We start from the raw sequence: 21,160 nt of genomic DNA, 5'->3' as shown, positions 1-21,160 counted from the left end.
ATCGGCTCCTTCGCCACCGCGCAACGATACCCTAAGCCCAGCGCCGGAGCCACCATTCAAGCGTGAGCAGGCTCCAGTACTGCAGCGGCAGGCGCCAGTCGTCGCCCTCGGCGCCGCTCCAGAAGCGCTCCGAGGTCGCAGCCACAACCGCCGGGTCCAGGTACTCGTCGCAGCGGCAGCCCGGGCGCAGCAGGTCGCGCGCCAGGTCGCGCAGGGGCCCCTGCACCCAGTGGCGGACCGGCGAACCGAAGCCCTGCTTGGGACGCTCGATGACGGCGCGCGGCAGTTCGTCGGCCAGCGCCCGGCGCAGCAGGTGTTTCGGCACGCCGCCGGCGATCTTCAGCGTCGGCGGGATCCGGAAGCAGAATTCGACGAGGCGGTGGTCCAGGAACGGGGAACGGCACTCCAGCCCCGTGAGCATGGAAGCCATGTCGACCTTCTTGAGCAGGTCGTCGGGCAGGTAATAGTTAAAGTCGTGCTCGAAGGCGATGGACAGCGGGTCCGAATCGGCGAGATGCAACCAGCGATGGTCGCGCCAGAAACCGTCGGGCGACGGGACCGGCGTCCCGAGCCAGCTGGAAAGGTGCCCCGAAGGCACCACGCTTCGCATGCGGTGCCAGTGGTGGCGGGGCCAGGGTCCGCTGGTCGACCGCGGGTAGGGCAGCGCCACCCCGGCCCGCCCCAGCAGCCGCCCCAGTCGCGAGCCGAACCGGGTCGAGCGCTGCCGGGCCTGCCAGAGGTAGGAGTCGTAGCCGGCCAGCAACTCGTCGCCGCCGTCGCCGGTGAGCACCACCTTCACGTGCTCGCGCGCTGCCCGGGCCAGCAGGAAGGTGGGCAGCGCCGAGGTGTCGGCGAACGGCTCGTCGAAGTGGTCCATCAGCAGGGCGAAGTCGTCGACGAGCCTGCCGCCGGCCCACAGTTCGCGGTGGCGCGTGCCGCAGTGGTCGGCCACGAGGCGGGCCCAGGGCCGTTCGTCCAGCCCGTCGCCCATGCCCATGACGAACGTGGCCGGCGGTTCGGACATGGCGCGCACGGCGCTCGCCACGACGGCGCCGGAATCGAGGCCTCCCGACAGGAAGACGCCCAGCGGCACGTCGGCGATGAGCTGCGACCGGACGGCCTCGTGCAGCAGGTCGCGAATGCCGTCCACGGCCTGCGCTTCGGTCAGCGACCAGTCGATGCAGGCGTCGGGGTTCCAATAGGGCCTCACCACGAGGCCCGCGGCATCGTGCTTCAGGTAGTGGGCCGGGGGCAGCTTGTGGATGCCGGCGAAGATCGTCAGCGGCGCCGGGACGTACATGCAGTTGAGGTAAAGCGCCAGGGCCTGGGGATCGGGCCGGCGACCCGGGCCCAGCAGCGGCGCCAGGGCCTTCAGTTCCGAGGCCACGTACAGCGCCTCGCCCGCGGTATGGTAGAGCACGGGCTTCTGCCCGAGCCGGTCGCGCGCCACCAGGAGCGTCCCCGTGCGCTCGTCGTGCACCGTCGCCGCGAACATGCCCAGCAGGTGGCGGAACATGTCCTCGCCGTATTCCTCGTACAGGTGCACGAGCACTTCGGTGTCGGAAGTCGTCCGGAACACGTGCCCGCGTGCGCGCAGGTCGTCGCGAAGCTCACGATGATTGTAGATCTCGCCGTTGAGGATGGCCGCCACGGTACCGTCCTCGTTGAGGATCGGCTGGTCGCCGTTCACGAGGTCGATGATGGCCAGCCGCGTGTGGCCGAGCCAGGCCCCGCCGTGCGCCAGGCTGGCCGAGGCATCGGGGCCGCGGTGACGCATCGTCGCGAGCAACGGCGCCAGTTCACCGGCGCGAAACGCCGGTGTGCCTGCCGCGGCAGGGTCCCGATGGTGGCTGCAGAGAATGCCGCACACGAAACGCCGGTCCTTTCGCCCAAGGGCCTGTGTCCGCGCACGGCGGAAGCGGTGGCATCTGCCCGCGAATGGCCGCGGGATCTGCGGTCGCCGATCGGGGCCGCAGAATCGTTCTGGGCGGGGCCCACACCCCGCGATATCTTCCTATCGTCCGTCCGGTACCTGTCTGTAGCACGCAGTCAGGAATCTGCAGCACGCATTCAGGAATCTGCAGCACCTAGTGAGGAAATGAGCCTTGCGCCGTTCCGCGCCTGCTACCGAACCTGTCCCCGGGACGCCGATACCCCCTACCGGCGCCGCTGTTCCCACTAATTCGCGCAAGATGCGCGGATTGTCAACACTTCGCCCCTACCTGTCCCTCCTGCGCGGCCAGGAGCTTTTCCTGACCGTAGCCGGCCTGCTCATGCTCGTCTCCACGGCGGTCAGCCTGGCCATCCCGCTGGTCGCCGGGCGGCTCGTCGACGCCTTCGGCGGCCAGGGCTCCACGGGCGCCCCGGCGGGCCTCGACCGCCGCCTGCTCCTGTGGATGGGCCTGCTGCTGCTGGCGCAATTGGCCGGCTCGTTCCTGTTCTCGGTCGCCTCGGCCCGCCTGGCGCTGACTACCGTCACCCGCCTGCGCCGCCGACTGTTCGCACACCTGCTCGAGCTGCCCGCGCTCTTCTTCAGCGGCCAGAAGGCGGGCGACCTCTCCACGCGCGTGACCAGCGATGTCGGCGCCATCCAGTACGTGCTGACGGGCGGGCTGATCAGCCTCGCCCGCGCCGTGCTGACGCTGGCCGGCGCATTGGCGCTCATGTCGCGCCTCAACCTGCGCCTGACGCTGGTCGTGGTCCTGCTCATCCCGGCCACCGTGGTGCTGGTGCGGTTGTTCGGCACGCGGCTGCGCGGGTTGTCGCGGCGCATGTACGACGGGCTCGGGCGCATCAGCAGCCAGGTGCAGGAATCGATCGGCGGCATTGCGACCCTCAAGGTGCACAACGCGCAAGGGCACGAGAAGCGGCGCTTCGAGGCGATGATCGCCGAGTACCAGCGCGACGGCGAACGTCGCGCCTGGCTCTCGGCGGCGCTCGAGGCGGGGATCCAGATGGCGCTGTGGATCTGCCTGATCGGCGTGGTCGTCTACGGCTTCGTGCTGGCGGCGCGCGGCCAGGCCTCGGGCGGCCAGCTGGTGGCCTTCCTGCTGCTCGCGTTCCGCGTGGCCGTACCGCTGGCTTCGCTGTCGAGCCTCTACGCCGAGGGACAAGGCGCCGCGGCCGCCGCCGCCCGGCTCGACGACATCTTCGCCCTGGCCCCCGAGCGCGATCCCGCGGAGGCCGTGCCGCCGGTGCGCCACGAACCGGCGGCCATCCGCCTCGAGGGCGTCCACTTCCGCTATCCCCCCGCGCCCGGCAGCGATGCCGCGCGGGAAGTGCTGCGGGGCATCGACCTCGAGATCGGCGCCGGGCAGTGGGTCGGCCTGGTCGGCCCTTCCGGTTCCGGCAAAACGACGCTGGCCGGGCTGCTGATGGGCCTGTATCCGCCCACGCAGGGACGCCTGCTGCTCGACGGACGCCCCTATGCCGATTTCGACCCGGCGGACCTGCGCGCGGCGATGGCCTTCGTCGCGCAGGAGCCGGTGCTGCATGACATCAGCCTGGCCGAGAACATCCGGTTCGGCCTGGCCGGGGCCGACGAAGCCGCGGTGCGCCGGGCCGCCGAACGGGCGGGGGTCACCGGCTTCGCCGACCAGTTGCCAGCCGGCCTCGAGACCGTGACCGGCGAACGCGGCGTGCGCCTGAGCGGCGGCCAGCGCCAGCGCATCGCCCTGGCCCGGGCCTTCCTGCGCGACCCTGGCATCCTCGTGCTCGACGAGCCGACCAGCGCCCTGGATGCCGCCAGCGAGGAGGCGGTGCGGCTGGCCATGCGCGAGCTGATGCGCGGCCGCACCACCATCGTCATCGCCCACCGGCTGTCGCTGGTCCGTGACCTCGACGTGATCGTGGTGCTGGCCGACGGCCAGATCGTCGAAATCGGCAACCACAGTCAACTGATGGCGACACCGGGGCTTTATGCATCCCTGTATTCATCCCAGCAGGGATTGCCATAGCGCAAAATCCGGCCCATAAATTCAACTTGACACATTCCCGGGTTGGGGATAACCTATTAGGCGAGGGAAATAGACCGCTCAGTGGTGGCGTCGATAGGGCGCCCATGGTCGAGATTCAGGGGGATGCCCTTGCGGGCGGGAGGAAGGACCAAACATGAAGAAGAGATACAGCAAGCCTGAACTGAAGACGAGACGCCTGGAACTCGGCGTGTTCGGCGACTACAGCAACGGCCGCGGCAGTGCCACGCCGGTGACGCCGATCACGGTCATCGACAACCTGCGCATGCACATGGAATAGGGATCGGGACGCACGTTCCACCCGTGGATTCAGGAGGGCCGCCCTGTGGGCGGTCCTCTTTCTTGCGGCCCTTGTCCGCTTGCCACGATGGCGGCGTGAACGCTAGGATCAGGTGTCGCGCCAATGTGACCTGACCGATAAGGGAGCGGACGATGCAGGAAGTGACCGGACGGAATCAACGGCGATCTCACGCAGTCCTGACCCGGGCCCTTTCGTGGCTCGTGGCCGGGATCGGAGTCCTGGTTCCCCTGGCGTCGGTCGGCGCCGAAGTTCCGGTCCACCGCTGGGGCCTGGGCCTCGAGAGCGGCGTCCTGAAGCTCCAGGACGGCGCCTGGGACTACAGCGCCGCCGACCAGTTCGGCCGCCTGCGCCTGGGTCGCGGGCTGAGCCGACACTGGAGCCTGCACTTCGCCTGGACGCAGGGCCATGTGCGCAACGGCGTCGACACGCGCGGCGAATCGGCGGGCTGGTCGTTCGACTCGCAACCGCCGTACCGCACGCTGCTCAGCCAGCCGATGCTGGAGCTCGAGCACCGGCTGTCGCCGGGCGCATTCATCAGCCCGATGCTGACGGTCGGGCTGGGTGTGACATCGTGGCGCGTGATCCGCACCGGACCCGACGATGTCGGCTGGTTCCCCGAGGGCGAGACCATCAGCGGCTACGACACCGACGGCAACGAGGTCGAGTTGTCGGCCACGACGCCGACCCTCGGCTTCGGGCTCGGCTTCGACGTTACCCTGGGCCGCTCGCTGCACCTGGGCTTCGGCGGCCGCTACCAGCTGCTGCAGGGCAACGACCGCGACAACGTCGGCCTGAGCGAGATCTGGGGCACCGAACACGTGGATGCCAACACGGCGCTGACCAGCGCCTGGGCGGGCCTGACCTGGTGGATGGGCTCCTCCGACGGCGACGGCGACGGCGTGCCCGACGACCGCGACCAGTGCCCCACCGAACCGGAGGATCGCGACGGCTACAACGACCTCGACGGCTGCCCCGACCCCGACAACGACGGCGACGGCGCCCCCGACGGCCGCGACCAGTGCCCGCAGCTGGCCGAGGACCACGACGGCTGGCAGGACGATGACGGCTGCCCCGACCTCGACAACGACGGTGACGGCATCCCCGACGGGCGCGACCGCTGCCCCGACCAGCCCGAGGATGTCGACGGCGACACCGACAGCGACGGCTGCCCCGACCTGGACACCGACGGCGACGGCGTGCCCGACGACCGCGACCGCTGCCCCGGCACCGAGCCCGATTCGCTGGTCGATGCCGACGGTTGCCTCAAGGCGGTTCCGGTGAGTCCCGATCGCGCCGTGCACGTGGCCGAACCGGCCGCCGACTTCACCCTGGAAGGCGTCGCCTTCGCCAGCGGCAGCGCCGACCTGACGGCGTCGGCGCGGGCCCAGCTCGAGGAAGCGGCTGCCTGGCTGGCCGGCGAGCCCGGCGCCGTCGAGATCCGCGGCCACACCGACGCATCCGGCGATGCCGAGGCCAATCGGGCGCTCTCCCTCCGGAGGGCCGAGTCCGTGCGACGCGCGTTCATCGAGATGGGATTGCCGGCGGCGCGGCTGACCGCTGTCGGGCGCGGCGAGGATTCACCGATCGCCGACAACGCCACGCCCGAAGGTCGGGCAAAGAACCGCCGTGTAGAAATTCGCCGGCAACCGTAGGTGGGCTCTGCGCCGGCGACTGTAGGTGTGGCTCCGCGCCGGCAACTGTAGGTGCAAGGTAAGAGTGGGGTGGTTGTACAAGAGGGTCGGCGAATCATTCCGCAGGGCCGAAGGCCCGAGGACGTTCGCCGACCCTCTTGTACAACCACCCCACTCTTACCTCAGCTACCGACCCCGGCCCGAGCCAGGGCCTTCCGAAGCTGCCCCTCGCTCTGCGCCCCGACCAGGTGCGCACGGATGACGCCTTCCTTGTCGATCACGAAGCCCGTGGGGATGCTCACGGCCTTGAACTTCAGGCGCGCGTCGTCCTCGCCGATGCGCACGATCCGCATCGTGTAGGGCGTGCGCGTCAGGAACGCCTCGATCACCGTCTGCTCTTCGCTGCTGGCGGCCACGAAGGCGACCTGCTCGCCCAGCTCCTTGTGCAGCTTCTCGAGGTGCGGCATCTCCATGCGGCAGGGACCGCACCAGGTGGCCCAGAGGTCCAGGAAGACCACCTTGCCGCGCAGGTCGGACAGCTTGAAGGTTTTGCCGTCGAGCCCGGTCAGCACGGCGTCGGGAGCGGGCTGGCCCGCCATCGATTCGGGATTGGCCAGCTGCTCCAGGGTCGCGGCCACACGCAGGCCTTCGGGCGCCATGAATGCGAATCGGTCGTCGGCCGGGCTGCCGTCCACGTCCAGCTTCGTCACCGTGAAGGTGACGTTCTGGGTCATGTCGCCGGCGCGACCCTGCAGGCTGGTCGCGGCGACGACCTTCACGCAGATACCGGTCTCGGGATCGAGCCACCAGCGGCTCGCGCCGGGAGTGCCGCCGGGATTCGCCGGATCGGGCGCCAGCGCCGGCAGGCTGAACACACGGCAGGCGATGTCGCGCCCGCCCACGTTGACGTTCTCGGTCACGGCAGCCTCGACCGGCGCACGGTCGGCCGGCAGCAGGAGCTGCCCCAGACCACCGTAGAAATTGAAGACGTGTTCCTCGTCGAGCTCCATGTTCGCCGCTGCGGCCAGGTCGCGGCCCAGCTTCACCGGCGCGCCGGCATAGGCGGCGCGCATGGGCGCGTAGTGGAACCACGATCCCGCAGGCCCCGTGCCCAGGTTCAGGACGACATCGCTCTCGGTCTGGGTCACCAGCAGCCGGTCCGGCCAGCGGGCCGCCGAGGCGAACGAGAGCTCCACCGACATCGACTCGCCGCCGCCGGCCGGCACGTTCTCCACGCGGATGGTCCCGGCAATGTCGTACGCCTTCAGGGACTCCAGCCGGCGCGCCGCTTCCTCGCGCGCGGCGGTGTAGGCGGTGGCCGGGTCGGCGGACGTCGCTTCGGGAGTGCGCGCGGCGGCACAGGCCACCAGCCCGGTCAAGGCGATGACGGCGACCGTGAGGACCCCGCCGCGACGACCGGCAGGCAGGAGGTGGGGACGGGGCATCACGGGATCCTTTCAACGGATGGAATCGGGTACGGCCGGGCCGCTTGGCGGCGCGCCGCGCGTAAAGAAAGTTCTACACCGCCCGGGCATGATCGTTCCCCCCACCCGGCTCCGCAACCGGCGCCGGCGGAGGGCCTCACTCCCCCAGGCGCAGGTGGTGGTGCCGCTTCTTGCCCAGCTGCAGGACGATGCGGCCGTCCTGCACGTCGGCCGCGGTCAGGCGGCGCTGCTCGTCGGCCACGGCCTCGCCGTTCACGCGGACCCCGCCCTGGCGCACCAGCCGCCGGGCCTCGCCCTTGCTCTCGACCAGCCCGACGCCCGTCAGCACATCCAGCAATGCCAGCCCATCGCCGGCGAATTCGCTCGCCGCATGCCGGCTCGAGGGGATGGACTCCGCATCGCCGCCGCCGCCGAAGGCCGCGCGCGCGGCGCTCTCGGCCGCGGCAGCGGCGTCGGCGCCGTGCACCAGGGTGGTGACTTCCCGGGCCAGCGCGGCCTTCGCGGTGCGGATGTCGGCGCCCTGCAGGCCCTCGAGCTCGGTGATGCGCGCCGGCGACAGCAGCGTGTACATCCGCAGGAACCGGCTGACGTCGCGGTCGTCGACGTTCACCCAGTACTGGAAGAACTCGTAGGGACTGGTGCGGCCGGCGTCGAGCCAGACGGCGCCGGCGGCCGTCTTGCCCATCTTCTCGCCGCTGGCGGTGGCGATGAGCGGGTACGTCAGGCCGAAGACCTCGGCGCGGCTCACGCGGCGGCAGAGGTCGATACCCGAGCAGATGTTCCCCCACTGGTCGCTGCCGCCCACCTGCAGCCGGCAGTCGTAGTCGCGGTTGAGCATCAGGAAGTCGTAGGCCTGCAGGATCATGTAGTTGAACTCGAGGAAGCTGAGCCCCGTTTCCATGCGGGTCTTCACCGAGTCGCGCGTCAGCATCTGGTTGACGCTGAAGTGCCGGCCGACGTCGCGCAGGAACTCGATGTAGCCCTTGTCCCGCAGCCAGTCGGCGTTGTTGATCATCAGGCCGTCGGCGGGGCCGTCGCCCAGCCGGATGAAGCGCCCCAGCTGGGCGCGGATGCCGACCAGGTTCAGGTCGATGTCCGCCACCGTCAGCATGCGCCGCAGCTCGGTCTTGCCGCTGGGGTCGCCGACCATCGCCGTGCCGCCGCCGACGATCGCGATGGGCCGGTGGCCGTGACGCTGCAGGTGCACGAGCCCCATGATGGGCACGAGGCTGCCCACGTGCAGGCTGTCGGCCGTCGGATCGAATCCCGCGTAGCCGGTCAGGGAGCCGGCGGCCATGGCTTCCTGCAGCGCGGCCTCGTCGGTGCACTGCTCGAAGAAGCCGCGCCATTTCATCTCGGCGAGGTAGTCGGGAAAGTCGGGGCGCGTAGTCATGGCGTTAACCATCCATGCGTGGGCCCGCCGCCGCGCGGCCGGCCGCTGGTGGGAACCATTGAGTGGGAGCCGGCAAGCGGGAACCCTCGTGCGGGAACCATTTGTACAGGCACGGCCCCGGAGGCCGCCCGTCCCTCTGGTGGTCCTGACAAGACTGCGCCCGAGGGCGAGCCTTCCACCGTCGAACGGACGGCCTTCAGGGCCGTGGCCGCGCGCCTCCGTCGAGCAGGCGCTCCATGACGCTGAAGAATCCCGGGAATGATACCGCTACACAGCCCTCGTCATCAAGTGCGGTTTCACCTTTAGTAAACAAAGATGCGACGGCCATCGCCATCGCGATGCGATGGTCGCCGGCGGTTTCGAGCTCGAGTGGCGCACCGGGCGCGCCGCCCTGCAGCGAACAGGGGCCGTCGATCACGAGGCCGTCTTCGGTCTCCGTGATCGTCGCGCCCAATCGTCGCAGGTTGCGCGCCAGGAGCGACAGCCGGTCGGATTCCTTCACGCGCAGCTCGCCCGCGCCGCGGAAGACGGAGCGGCCGGCGCACTGCGTGGCCAACACCGCCAGCGCCGGGATCTCGTCGACGAGCGACGGCACCTCGTGGCCTTCGACGGTGAACGCCGAGAGGCGCCCCGCGCGCACGCACACGTCCCCGCGGGGTTCGCCGCCCGCGGCTGCGTTCACGCCGGCGGCCGCAGCGAACACGACACCTGCCCCGGCGCGCGCCAGCACGGCCAGCGCGCCGATGCGCGTGGGGTTGAGCGACTGCCCGTGCACGGTGACCTCTGAGCCCGGCGCCGCCGCGGCGGCCACCTGGAAGAACGCGGCCGACGAAGGGTCGCCCGGCACCGTGGCGGAGAATGAGGCCAGGCTGCGCGGGCCCGCGACCGCAGGCGCCTCCGGCGTTCCGGTCACGGGCACGCCCAGCCCCCGCAGCATCAGTTCGGTATGGTCGCGCGAACCGTCGGCGCCGCGCACCGTCGTGACGCCCGCCGCGCCGAGGCCCGCCAGCAGCAGGGCAGACTTCACCTGCGCCGAGGCCACCGGCAGCGCGTGGTCGCAACCGCGCAGCGCCGCGCCCCGCACGACCACCGGCAGGAGCCCGTGCTCCCCGGCCCAGGCAAGGTCGGCGCCCATGCGCCGCAGCGGTTCGACGACGCGCCCCATGGGGCGCCCGCACAGCGAGGCGTCGCCCGTCAGCGTGACGGCGCCGTCGCCCGCCCTGAGCCAGCCCGCAAGCAGGCCCATGAGCAGCCGCGCCGTGGTGCCGCTGTTGCCGCAGTCGATGGCCAGGTCCTGCACCGGCCTGGCCGGCGGCGGCGTGATCGTCAGTTCGTCGCCGACCAGGTGCGCGACGGCGCCGAGGGCGCGCACGGCCTCGAGGCTGCTGCGCGTGTCGGCGCTGTCCAGCCAGCCCGTGGCCCGGCAGGGGCCGTCGGCCAGCAGGGACAGCAGGACCACGCGATGCGAGATCGACTTGTCGCCGGGCACGGTCAGCCCGCCGCGCAGGGGCGCTGTCGCGCGCGCGAGGGGACGGTTCATCACTGCCTCCGGAGTTCGGCGTTTGGCCACGGGCTCACGCCATCTTAGATTACGCGGGACCTTTGGCAAGCCCTTCGCCGGAAGACCCGCGATGAACCCGGATTCGAACGCCGCGATGACCCGCGGACGCCCCACTGCGGCGTCCCTTCTGCGCGTCCACGACGGGCGCGAGATCATGGCCCTCGCACTGCCGAACATCCTGACGATGCTCTCGCAGACCATGATGTGGACCGTCGACACGGCCCTGCTCGGGCGGGTCGACAGCGCCTCGCTGGCGGCCGCCGGCCTGGGCGGCATGATCACCTGGTGCGGCTACTCGCTGTTCAACAACCTCAGCCGCATCAGCGGCACCTTCGTCGCGCAGGCGCACGGCGGCGGCGACGACGAACTGGTGGGACACTACGCCTGGCAGGGCCTGTACATCGCGCTGCTGACCGGCGTGCTGCTCACCTTCGCCGGCTGGTACAGCTACCTGGTGCTGCCGTGGACGCGCAACCCCGCCGAGGTGCAGGCGCTGACCTACACCTACATCCAGTGGCGCAGCGTGAGCGCGGTCGCCACGCAGGTGTCGTTCGCCGTCACCGGGTTCTTTGCCGGGCGGCGCGATGTGCGCGTGCCCATGTGGTGCGGCCTGCTCGGCAACCTGGTCAACGTGGTGCTCGACATCTGGCTCATCTTCGGCTGGTCGGGCTTCACCCTGGGCGGCGTCACCTGGCTGGCCGTGCCGGCCATGGGCATCAAGGGTGCCTCGATCGCCACCAGCATCGGCACCTTCGTCAATGCTGCGGCCTTGGTCGGGTTCGCCCTGGCGCCCAGCCTGCGGGCCCGCTATCGCATCCACCGTGCGCGGTGGCCCGACCGCCACGCCCTGGCGCGGCTCGTGCGCGTGGGCAGCCCCGCCGCGGGCGAGAACTTCGTCGACATGGGCGGCTTCGTCATGTTCTCGATCTTCGTCGGCACCGCCGGCGCCGTGCCGCTGGCCGCCTCGCAGATCACGATCCAGCTGTTGTCGTTCAGCTTCATGCCGCTGTGGGGCCTGACCATGGCCGCCGGCGTGCTGACCGGCAACTGCCTGGGCGCCGGCGACCCCGGACGCGCCACGCACTACGGTCGCCAGGTGTACAAGCTGGGCGCCTACTATTCGCTGCTGCTGGCGGTGATCATGGTGGCGCTGCGCGACCACATCTTCGGCGTGTTCACGAACGACCCGCTGATCCTGGCGCTGGGACCGTCGCTGGCCGTGGCGGCAGCCGTCTTCCAGTACTTCGACGGCGTGCGCATGGTCAGCAGCGGCATCCTGCAGGGCGCGGGCGACACGCGCTACGCGATGATCGTCACCGCCATCCTGATGTGGGGCATGTTCATCCCGCTGACCTGGTACCTGGTCGTCGCGAGCGGCGGCAACGTGATCACCGCCTGGATGGGCGCCAGCCTCTGCTACCTGCTCCAGGGCTGGTTCCTGTGGCGCCGCTTCGTCTCGGGAAAGTGGCAGCACGCACGCATCTTCGGGTGAGATCCGCGGATCGCCGGCGGCCCCCGGCCGTCAGTCGCCGCCGGCTGCCCGCCGGGGATGTTCGGCCACCGCGGCCCCGAGTGCGGAGCGGATGGCGCGCTCGAGGTCGGCGCGATGGAAGGGCTTGGGCAGGAACGCGAGGCCGGGCTTCAGCGAGCCCGGATCGATGATGCCCTGCTCCGCGTAGCCCGACATGAACACGGCCCGCAGTCCCGGCCGCAGTTCGGCCAGGCACTCGTGCAGCTCACGCCCGTTCATGCCCGGCATCACGATGTCGGTCACCAGCAGCCGGAACGCATCGGGGTTCTTCTGGTAGACCTGCAGGGCCGCCAGCGGCGTGGCCGCCGACAGCACCGTGAAGCCGAACTTGGCCAGCAGGGCGCCGGTCAGCTCGCGCAGGCGGTCGTCGTCCTCGACCAGCAGGACCGTACCGCCCTCGGACAGGTTCACGGGCAGCTCGGGGACCGGCTCGATCGCAGGCTCGACCAGGGTACGCGGCAGCAGGATGTTGAATGTCGCCCCCCGTCCCGGTGCGCTCTCCAGGTCGATGTAGCCGCCGTTCTGGTCGACGATCCCCTTCACGGTCGCCAGGCCCAGGCCGGTGCCCTTGCCCGCGATCTTTGTCGTGTAGAACGGCTCGAAGATGTGGCGGCTGGTGCGTTCGTCCATGCCCATGCCGTCGTCGCTCACGATCAGGTGCACGTACTCCCCGGCTCGAGTCCCAGGTGCGCCTCGCAGAACTCCTCGTCCACGTTGCGGTTGGCCGTGCGGATGACCAGGTGCCCGCCGCGCGGCATGGCATCGCGCGCGTTCGCGGCCAGGTTGGCCAGGATCTGGTCGACCTGCGCAGGGTCGATCATGGCGCGCCAGAGCTCGGGATCGGGGTGGAATTCGAGCGCGATGTGCTCGCCGATCAGGCGCCCGAGGGTCTTGGCCAGGTCGGCGACGCTCTCGTTGAGGCAGACGGGCCGCGGTTCGATGACCTGCTTGCGGGAGAACGTCAACAGCTGCCGCGTGAGGTCGGCCGAGCGCTGCGCGGCCCGCTCGATCTCGCGAATGTCGGAGGCCACCGGGTGGTTCGGCGGCAGCGCCTCTGACGCCATCTCGGCATAGCCGATGATGACGTTGAGCATGTTGTTGAAGTCGTGCGCGATGCCCCCGGCCAGGCGGCCGATGGCCTCCATCTTCTGGCTCTGCCGCGAACGTTCATCCAGTTCCCGCAGGCGGGTCACGTCGCGCTTGGCGGCCACGAAATTGGTGATGTCGCCGTTCGGGCCGAAGACGGCGGTGATCGTCATGTTCTCGGTGTAGAGAACGCCGTCCTTGCGACGGTTGATCAGGTCGCCGCGCCACGTCCGACCCGACGTGATGGTCTCCCACATGTCCTCGTAGAATGCGCTGTCGTGCAGGCCGCTCTGCATGAGCCGCGGATTCCGCCCGACCACGTCGCGCAGCGCGTAGCCGGTCATCTTCTCGAACGCCTTGTTCACGTAGAGGATGGTGCCTTCACGATCGGTCATGACGAAGGCGTCGTCGGACTGGTCGATGGCGCGGGTCAGGATCTCGCGGTCCTGTTGCAGGCGCTGCTTCTCGGTCACGTCCTCGACCAGCGACATGACGCCCGTCACCCGCCCGGCGTCGTCGTAGACCGGAACGTTGTACCAGTCGCAGCGGATGACGCGTCCGTCACGGCGCAGGTTGTCGTTGGCCGAGCGCCGGCCGCCGCTCGTGCGCAGCAGCTCGTTCCAGACGCCGTCGACCTGCTGCCGCTCCGGGAGCGGCACGATGAACCGTGCGTGCCGGCCGATCGCCTCGTGCTTTTCCCAGCCGAAGATGCGCACGGCGGCGTGGTTCCATTCGGTGACCCGGAACCGGATATCCCAGCCGATGATCGCCGTCGGCGACTGGGCCACGACCGACTGCAGGAGCTGCCGGGCGTCGCGCAGGTCGTCCTCGGCCCGCCGCTCCCGGGTGACGTCGCGCATCATATGAATGATGCTGCACCGCGCCCCGTGGCCGCACACGCGGGCGGTCACGCCGACCCGACGTGCCCGGCCCTCGCGGTCGATGAGGCTGGCCTCGTAGGCGCCCCAGCCCTGGTCAAGGATCCGCTGCAGTTCGGCCGCGAAATCGGGCTCGGGGCCCGCCGCCAGCAATGCCGGCAGCAGGCGGCCGCGCAGCGCCACGGCATTGTCGCTGCACAGCGCGGCGAACGCGTTGTTGACGAAGAGCACGCGCCCGGTCGGGTCGGTCACGCACATCCCGTCGGGCGCGGCGGCCATGGCGTCCAGGAGTTCGTCTTGGGTGGGCTGCCAGCGGTCCATGGGCTCCCCGGGGGCCTGCGTCGGACGGTGGAACGGACGAGCCGGCAGGGCCGGCAGTGGCCGCCATGGTACACGAGAGGCGGCCGAGCCGCCGCCCCCAGTGTTGCTGCCGCGATATCGGGGTGCAACCGGCGCATCCGGTTGCGGGTCAGAAGCGGCGACCCACCGTGCTGGTCAACAGGCGTCCCGGCAACGAGACGCCGGGAATCTCCTCGTGGACGCGGTCGAGCACGTTGGTCACGACAAGGCCGGCGAACCAGGCCGAAGACGGCGAGGCCCAGTCGGCGCGCAGATCCAGCGTTGCCTGGTGACGGAACGGGTCCGGCCCGCCGGCGTGCGCCAGGTAGCGCACCGAGAGGCCTGCCGCAACCCCGTACCCGAGTACCGCACGCCCCTGCGCACCGAGTACGCGACGGGGCGCCAGCAGCGCGTACTTGCCCTCGAAGCCGTCGGTCAGAGCCGTTTCGGTCTCCAGCCAGGTCCAGGTCAGCGAGGCCGTGTGCCCGTGCGGATGGCGCCACCCGGCCTGGGCCTCGGCGCCGCGAATGGTGGCCTCGGCCACGTTGAGGACGCGCCAGACGGTCTCGCCCACGGGCCGCGCCCACTCGATGCGGTCCTTCTCCCGCCGCTCGAACCAGGTCGCGCCGGCCGACCATGCGTCACGTTCCAGGACCAGGCCCGCGTCCCAGCTCCAGCCCCGTTCGGGTCGCAACCCCGGGTTGCCCTCGTTCGCCGGGTCCACGTAGTAGAGGTCGGTGAACGTCGGCGCGCGGAAGGCGGTGCCGGCGCCGGCGCGCGCCGCCAGGCCGCCACCCAACGCCCACGAGGCCGCCGCGCTTCCCGAACCGCGCGTGGGCAGCCCCTCGCGCCCATCCAGCCGCACGCCCGCCTGCCAGCGCAGGCGTTCGCCATGGCGGTCCGCTTCCAGGCTAAGCGCGGCCTGGCGGCGTACATGGCGGCCCAGGGCCGTGACCTGCGCGCCGGCGCGCACGCCGCGGCTGTCGATGTCCTCGTAAGCGCCCTCCACGCCCACGGCCAGGCTGTGCAGGCAACCCATCCCGATGAGACCGCGCAACTCGCCGGTGAAGCGGCGCGTCAGGTGATCGTTCTCGTACGACCGGGGCTGGTCGCGACGCAGCCAGAAACGGTCACGGTGCGTGCGCACCGCCAGCCGCGGCTCCAGCGTCAGCCAGGGCGTGACCCTTCCTCGGGCCCGCGTCCAGCCGAGGAAGGACCGTGTCGCCTCGAAGGAAGGGAACGGCGCGTAGAAGTCGCGCGCACCGAAGGCGCGGTCGGCATAGCCCGCGAACGACTCCAGCTCCCACTCGCCCCAGCGATCGGCTTCACGCCAGGTCGCGGTGGTGGAGCGCGCGTCGGCGCCCGCCCATTGCGCGGAACCGTCCGGCGTCGTCTCTTCGTGGCCGTCGGTGCGGAAGCGCTCCAGCGAGAAGCGCGCACGGCGCCCGTCGGCACCGTCGGGCGCCAGGTCCAGGGCGCCGCGGGCAGACCAGGTGCCGTCACCGCCGCCGGTCAGCGCCACCTCACCGCCGGTACGCTGGCCCGGGCTGCGCGTGGCCACGTTCAACGTGCCGCCGAAGGCGCCGGCGCCGTACAGGGCCGACCCGTGGCCGGGCAGCACCTCGAGCCGCTCGACGTCGGCCAACCCGAGCGGCAGGTCCAGGAGATGGTGTCCCGTCTGCGGGTCGCCTGCCACGAAGCCGTCGACCAGCACCAGCACCTGGTCGAAGGTCGAGCCGCGGATCGTCAGGTCGCCCTGGATGCCGTACTGCTGCCGCTGGCCGACGATGACGCCGGGCATCGCCTGCAGCGCCTCGCCGACCGAGCGGGCCGGCGCCGCCGCAAGGTCGGCCTGGTCGAGCACGCGTACCGGCCTGACGATGCCCGGCAGCGCCACCGGCACGCGCGAGCCGACGATCTCGAGCGGCTCGGCCAGCCAGAGCGTGTCGCCGTCAACGACGATGAAGTCAGGGCCTGCCGGCGCTTCCTGCGCGCGGGCCCCCGCCCCGGCCAGAAGGCCGACGGCCGCGATCACCGCGGCCGCCGGCCGAATCGACATTCCGATCATCCGCAATCCCCTCGCGGTCAGTGTCCCCCGGCGCCCGGCTTCGGCTTCGCGTTCCAGACGCGGAGCGAGAGCAGGAAGCCGATCGCCGCCAGCGGCACCATCGCCAGCGGCCAGGCCAGCCAGTTGCCCGGGTCGGTGGCCGGTCCCACGATGCGCCCGGCCTCGTCGAGCTGCTCGCGCGGCAGGACCCGCGCGTAGGTGAACGACATGGTGGCCGTACCCAGGTACACGAAACCATCGATCAGCCCGACCGCCACTCCCGCGTTCCGGGCGCCGCCGAAGTCCATGCTCGCGGTGCCGGAAAGCATGCCGTGGACGCCGATGACCGCCATTGACAGCAGGACCACCAGCCAGCCGATGAACGATGTCGGGTAGATGAAGATCATCGCCACCGAGCCGACCAGCAGCAGGCCGTACAGGAAGCCCGCCACCGGCCCGCGACGCGACTGGAACAGGTGATCGGAAATGGTCCCTGCCAGGACGCCGCCGGTAATGCCGGCAATGCACAGCAGCAGTCCCCAGTGCTCGTAGACGAGGCTCGACTTGAGCCCGAGCGCGCCGTCGGTCTGCTTCGCGAAGATCCTGAACCACTGCATGATCGCCTGGCGCAGGAAGCCGCTGCAGAACTCGATCCCGGCGATCGTCATGATGATCGGGTTGCGCAGCATCATCAGGAAGACGCGGCCCGGGTGCAGCCGCGGCCCGGTTTCGCCGTCGGTCGCATCGCCGAGCAGGATGTTCGTCAATCCCGCTTCGCCCGGAGTGTCCCGCACGCGCAGCAGGTCGATCACCCAGAACACGAGCAGGATGATTGCCGGCACGAAGAAGACCCAGATCAGGCCGGCATGCTTGAGGATGAGGTTGCCCCAGTCGTAGGCGAAGTAGATGCCCAGCGAGATGAGGATGCCGAAGATGGCGCCGAAGACGCCGCGCTCGCGCACGTGGAACCAGGCCGCGTTGACCTTGACGATGGCCACGGCGCCGAAGCTCTGGAAGTACATGTTGACCGCGTAGAGCACGGCGAACACGGGGATGAAGTGCGCGGCGAAGTACGCCGAGCCGGGCCCATCCTTCAGCAACGACCAGGTGACAAGGCCCATGGCGATGTTGGCCACGGCCGCGCCCATCGCGCCGGCCAGGATGGAGAAACGGCCACCGAGGCGGTCGGTGAGCGGCCCATTGAGGATGAACGAGAACCCGTAGACCACGGTGCCGACGCCGAAGATCAGGCCGAAGGCGTTGTTGCCCATCATCGAGCCGCCGCCGATGGCCGGCAGGTTCTCGAAGGCCGACTTGGCGACCGTCAGGTTGTAGCGCCCCATGTACAGGAAGGCGTAGGTCAGGCCGAGCGGCAGCCAGTTCCAGCGTCGGCGCGCCATGAATGCCGGGCTGTGGCCGAGTTCGATCTTCGGCAGCCGGGCCATGACCAGCCCGACAACCACCAGGAGTACGACGATCCAGACGAGTTCCGAAAGCCAAGCCGGCATGGCGTCACCGTTCGGTTGGGCGGCCGCCGGCCTGGCCGGCCGCCGCGGTTGATCGTCAAGCGGGCCTTGAACATAGGTTCCGCAAGGCCTGCGGTAAAGTACGCTCGTTGCCGGACACCCGCCGTCTGGCAGCGTCCGCCGGTCAGTCCTGCCGCCGAATCACCACCAGCGTGATGTCGTCCGACTGGGCCACCCCGCGCGTGTGGTCGGCCACGGCGGCGAGGATCGCATCCTGGATGCCGCTGGCCGGCAGGTGGCGACTGCGCAGCAGCACGTCGCAGAGACGCTCCTCGCCGAACATGGCCTCCGGATCCTCCTCATCGGCGCCGGGACTCACCGCCTCGGTGATGCCGTCGGTGTACATGACGATGACCTCACCGGGCGCCAGCACGACGGTGTCCTGCAGGTAGACCATGTCGCCGACCATTCCCAACAGCAGGCCGCCCATGGTCAGGCGCTCCAGCGACCCGTCGCGACGCAGCACCAGCGGCGGGTTGTGGCCCGCGTTGGTGCAGGTGAAGCTGCCCGTCGCTGTGTCGAGCACGCCATAGAAGAACGTCGCGAACATGTGCGGGTCCGTCGAACGCACCAGCAGGTCGTTGACGCGCTGCACCACGCTGGCCACCGTGCCGCGATGCAGTACCTGGCCGTGCAGGCTGGCCTGCAGGTTGGACATGAGCAGCGCCGCCGGCATGCCCTTGCCCGAGACGTCGCCGATCGCTATGCCGATCGCATCCTCGCCCTGCGCCAGGAAGTCGTAGTAGTCGCCGCCGATCTCGCGACTGGGAATGCTGGCACCGGTCACCTCGTAGCCGGGCACCAGGGGCTGCTGGCCGGGCAGCAGGCGGATCTGGATCGCCCGCGCGGTCGACAGTTCCTGAGTGAGCCGGTCGTTGGCGAGCGCAATCTCGCGGCCGTGCTTCACCGCCAGGGTCATCTCGTTGAAGCTGCGCGCCAGGTCACCGAACTCGTCCTCGTTGGGGATGGTGATGACGGCATCGAGGTCGCCGCCCGCCACGGCGCGCGTGCCCCGGTGCAGGGCATGCACGCCGGCGACGATGCCCTCGCTGATACGCACGCCGAAGAAGAGCGCGAAGCCCTCGATGACAAGGAACAGGAAAGCCACGAACGCCAACGCCACAACGATGGCCACGTTGAGGTTCGACTCGCCCTGGATGAAGTCGGCCTTGAGGTCGGCCGCGCCGACGCGCAGGCGGAGGAACAGCGAGTGCTCGTCCAGCCGGTTGCCGCTCAGTTCCCCCACGCCCAGGAACGTACCACCGAAAAAGAAGCCTTCCGGGAACCAGCCGCCGGTCGACTCCGGGTCGCGGTAGCTGGCCTCGAGGCCGCTGAAGCGGCCTTCCCCGGTTCCCTGGTCGTCGGTGTCCGCCTCGCCGTCCCTCTGCTGGCCCGAGGCGCCGTCCTTGAAGCCGACCACGAAGTCGCCGTCGCTGTTGCGACCGCCCGTGGGCGAGATCGAGATGCCGACGCGCAGCACGCGCGAGAGTTCCGTCAGCGGCCTGACGTTCAACTGCCACGCCTGGGCACGCGGCGTTCCCGTGTCCAGGCCCCGCCAGCGGATGAGCCACAAACGGCGATCCGCCAGGAACCAGCCCGTGCTGTCGGCCGGCACAGCGGCCAACCGCCCCGACTTGCCGGCGGGCACCGACACCTTCACGGCGCCGCCTGCGGCTTCAAGCTGCTGCACCTTGCCCTCGGCCCCGGCCCCGCCGACGCCCGTGCCATCGCCATCGCCGTCCTCGTCGTCCGCGCGTTCGATGCCGGCCACCTCGTCGGCCAGCGACGCCTGCAGCGCGGTCGCCAACCCGGGCACCCAGGTCGGCGCGGCGCCGGATGAGTCGGGCCAGCTGAACGTGGTGTCGAAGAGCGCGGGAGCCAGGTCGACGCCCTGCGCCGCAAGCCGCCGCCACCCCTCGAGCACGGCCTCGGCACGTGCGGCGCGCGCCCCGCCAAGGCCCGTGTAGAGGATCATGAGCCCCAGGCCGACGACCAGCAGCAGGGGCACGACCCCGATCAGCACCGCACTGACCGCCAGCTTGGGACGCAACCGCAGGAAGTGCAGCCGCATGCCCATCGCCAGATGGAACATCGACCAGGCCCAGAACAGGATCAGTGAGACCAGCGACCAGGTGCCGAGTCCCTGCGCGGGCGCGAGTGCCTCGCCGTTGGCCGGCTTCCAGAAACCCCAGCAGAGCGCCGCGAGCACCAGGGCGACGGCGCCCAGGCCGAAGGCGACGGCGCGCTTGCGATCGGAGATGTGGCGCCAGCAGCGATAACGGCGGCCCGACAGGAAGAACACCGACCAGATGATGGCAAGGGTGCGGCCGACCGCGCCGGCGAACACGACCAGGGCCAGCATGGCCAGCAGCGACGGCACCCAGAACCGGCGGCCGCGCACGTCGAGCAGGACGAATCGCGCCGACAACAGCCAGGCCCCGCCCACGAGCAGGCTCGTGGCCACGTGCAGGATGCGGCTGTCGTCGAGGCCCCCGATCGCGCGCAGCGCCTTGAACACGGCGGCGGCCACCAGCAGGAGGAATCCGGTCATGAGGCCGCGCCAGGCGTCGGCGGGAGCTCTCCAGGTCAGCAGGTTCACCGGCGGACGGGCTCCTTGTTGGGGGCAGGCGGAGGGAATCTCCGGCCATGTTAACCGGCGCCGCCGGTCGCGCCAAGCGGCGGTTGCCCCCCGGGGCCAGGCAACCTAATGTGGCAGGCAGGGCGGCCACGTCCGCCATCCCCGCCGCGACCCCAACCGGAGGAGCCCACCCTTGGATTCCGCGCAGCCCGACCCGTCCACCCTGTTGCCGCCTTCCTTCGCCGCGGTGGCGCCCGTGCTCGACGAGGTCATCGAACGCTGGCATGGTGCCGAGCCCGGCCTGGGCAGCTGGATGGAAGTGGTGGCGACGCTGCCGCCCCGCGAGCCGGAGGGCTGGGCGCGCCTGGTCGAGCACCTGCAGCTCATCAACACGTTCCAGTGGCACGAAGAGGACCGCAGCCGCGCCCGTGGCGCCGGCGACACCGTGCTGGCCGGCGTGAAGAGGTCGATCGACGATTCCAATCGCCGCCGCGTGCAGGCGGTGGACCGGCTCGACGCCGTGATCCATGCGGGCTATTCGGCGCTGGGTGTCATCGACCCGGGAGCGCCGCTCAACAGCGAGTCGCCCGGCAGCATCATCGACCGGCTCAGCGTGTTGTCGCTCAAGGCCTGGCATGCCGCCGAAGCGGTGGTCGAAGCCACGCCCAACGAGCGCCGCGCCATGCAGGACCGGCTGGCGATGCTGCGCGAACAGCAGCGCGACCTGGGCGGCTGCCTGGACGACCTGCTGCTGGGCATCCGCCAGGGACGGGTGGGGCTGAAGCTGTACCGGCAGATCAAGCTGTACCGTGATGCGGAGACCGGTCGCCTGGTGGCCGACCTGGACTGAGTGCGCAGGCCGTGCTGAAT

14 protein-coding genes are annotated in these 21,160 nt (G+C 70.4%); 5 read left to right on the top strand and 9 right to left on the bottom strand.

The window, feature by feature from the left end:
• Positions 1–31 precede the first annotated feature (31 nt).
• Positions 32–1,870 carry an asparagine synthase (glutamine-hydrolyzing) gene (gene asnB / locus IPG61_11670; GenBank protein ID MBK6734728.1) on the bottom strand — a complete coding sequence of 613 codons (1,839 nt, stop codon included), beginning with the start codon at positions 1,868–1,870 and terminating at the stop codon, positions 32–34.
• A 331-nt stretch (positions 1,871–2,201) separates the two neighbouring features.
• Here asnB and IPG61_11665 point away from each other — a divergent pair, with 331 nt between their 5' ends.
• From IPG61_11665 to IPG61_11655, 3 genes are all read left to right on the top strand, one after another.
• Positions 2,202–3,956 (top strand): ABC transporter ATP-binding protein, encoded by a 1,755-nt coding sequence (locus IPG61_11665; GenBank protein ID MBK6734727.1) that lies wholly within the window; start codon positions 2,202–2,204, stop codon positions 3,954–3,956.
• Between the two features lie 154 nt (positions 3,957–4,110).
• Positions 4,111–4,254, top strand: a complete 144-nt coding sequence (locus tag IPG61_11660; GenBank protein ID MBK6734726.1) for a hypothetical protein — start codon at positions 4,111–4,113, stop codon at positions 4,252–4,254.
• Between the two features lie 152 nt (positions 4,255–4,406).
• Entirely contained in the window at positions 4,407–5,927 is a 1,521-nt protein-coding gene (locus IPG61_11655) for an OmpA family protein (protein ID MBK6734725.1), read from the top strand.
• A gap of 161 nt (positions 5,928–6,088) precedes the next feature.
• Here the strand turns inward: IPG61_11655 and IPG61_11650 are convergent, their stop codons facing one another.
• From IPG61_11650 to aroA, 3 genes are all read right to left on the bottom strand, one after another.
• The gene (locus tag IPG61_11650) at positions 6,089–6,640 is read right to left on the bottom strand and encodes a TlpA family protein disulfide reductase (GenBank protein ID MBK6734724.1); all 552 of its coding nucleotides are present in this window, start codon (positions 6,638–6,640) and stop codon (positions 6,089–6,091) included.
• 847 nt (positions 6,641–7,487) lie between these two features.
• Positions 7,488–8,756, bottom strand: a complete 1,269-nt coding sequence (locus tag IPG61_11645) for a tyrosine--tRNA ligase (GenBank protein MBK6734723.1) — start codon at positions 8,754–8,756, stop codon at positions 7,488–7,490.
• A gap of 184 nt (positions 8,757–8,940) precedes the next feature.
• Positions 8,941–10,284, bottom strand: coding sequence for a 3-phosphoshikimate 1-carboxyvinyltransferase (aroA, locus tag IPG61_11640; GenBank protein MBK6734722.1), 1,344 nt, complete (start codon positions 10,282–10,284; stop codon positions 8,941–8,943).
• A gap of 91 nt (positions 10,285–10,375) precedes the next feature.
• On the opposite strand from aroA, the gene IPG61_11635 reads away from it, so the two are divergent.
• Positions 10,376–11,797, top strand: coding sequence for an MATE family efflux transporter (locus IPG61_11635; protein MBK6734721.1), 1,422 nt, complete (start codon positions 10,376–10,378; stop codon positions 11,795–11,797).
• Positions 11,798–11,827: 30 nt separating this feature from the next.
• Here the strand turns inward: IPG61_11635 and IPG61_11630 are convergent, their stop codons facing one another.
• The 5 genes from IPG61_11630 to IPG61_11610 form a co-directional block, all read right to left on the bottom strand.
• The gene (locus IPG61_11630; GenBank protein MBK6734720.1) at positions 11,828–12,487 is read right to left on the bottom strand and encodes a response regulator; all 660 of its coding nucleotides are present in this window, start codon (positions 12,485–12,487) and stop codon (positions 11,828–11,830) included.
• 2 nt (positions 12,488–12,489) lie between these two features.
• A complete protein-coding gene (locus tag IPG61_11625) occupies positions 12,490–14,121 on the bottom strand; it encodes a PAS domain S-box protein (GenBank protein ID MBK6734719.1) in 1,632 nt (543 codons plus the stop codon).
• A 148-nt stretch (positions 14,122–14,269) separates the two neighbouring features.
• Complete coding sequence (locus IPG61_11620; GenBank protein ID MBK6734718.1) at positions 14,270–16,198, bottom strand: TonB-dependent receptor; 1,929 nt, start codon at positions 16,196–16,198, stop codon at positions 14,270–14,272.
• A gap of 26 nt (positions 16,199–16,224) precedes the next feature.
• A complete protein-coding gene (locus IPG61_11615) occupies positions 16,225–17,694 on the bottom strand; it encodes an MFS transporter (GenBank protein ID MBK6734717.1) in 1,470 nt (489 codons plus the stop codon).
• A 142-nt stretch (positions 17,695–17,836) separates the two neighbouring features.
• Positions 17,837–20,311: a SpoIIE family protein phosphatase gene (locus IPG61_11610; protein MBK6734716.1), complete on the bottom strand. Its 2,475-nt coding sequence runs from the start codon at positions 20,309–20,311 to the stop codon at positions 17,837–17,839.
• Between the two features lie 172 nt (positions 20,312–20,483).
• On the opposite strand from IPG61_11610, the gene IPG61_11605 reads away from it, so the two are divergent.
• Entirely contained in the window at positions 20,484–21,140 is a 657-nt protein-coding gene (locus IPG61_11605; protein ID MBK6734715.1) for a DUF4254 domain-containing protein, read from the top strand.
• Positions 21,141–21,160 lie beyond the last annotated feature (20 nt).

Source organism: bacterium, from assembly GCA_016703265.1.
In the GTDB taxonomy this organism is placed as follows: domain Bacteria; phylum Krumholzibacteriota; class Krumholzibacteriia; order LZORAL124-64-63; family LZORAL124-64-63; genus CAINDZ01.
Note: the sequence above shows the minus strand (reverse complement) of the source record. Positions and strands in the feature narration are given on the sequence as shown.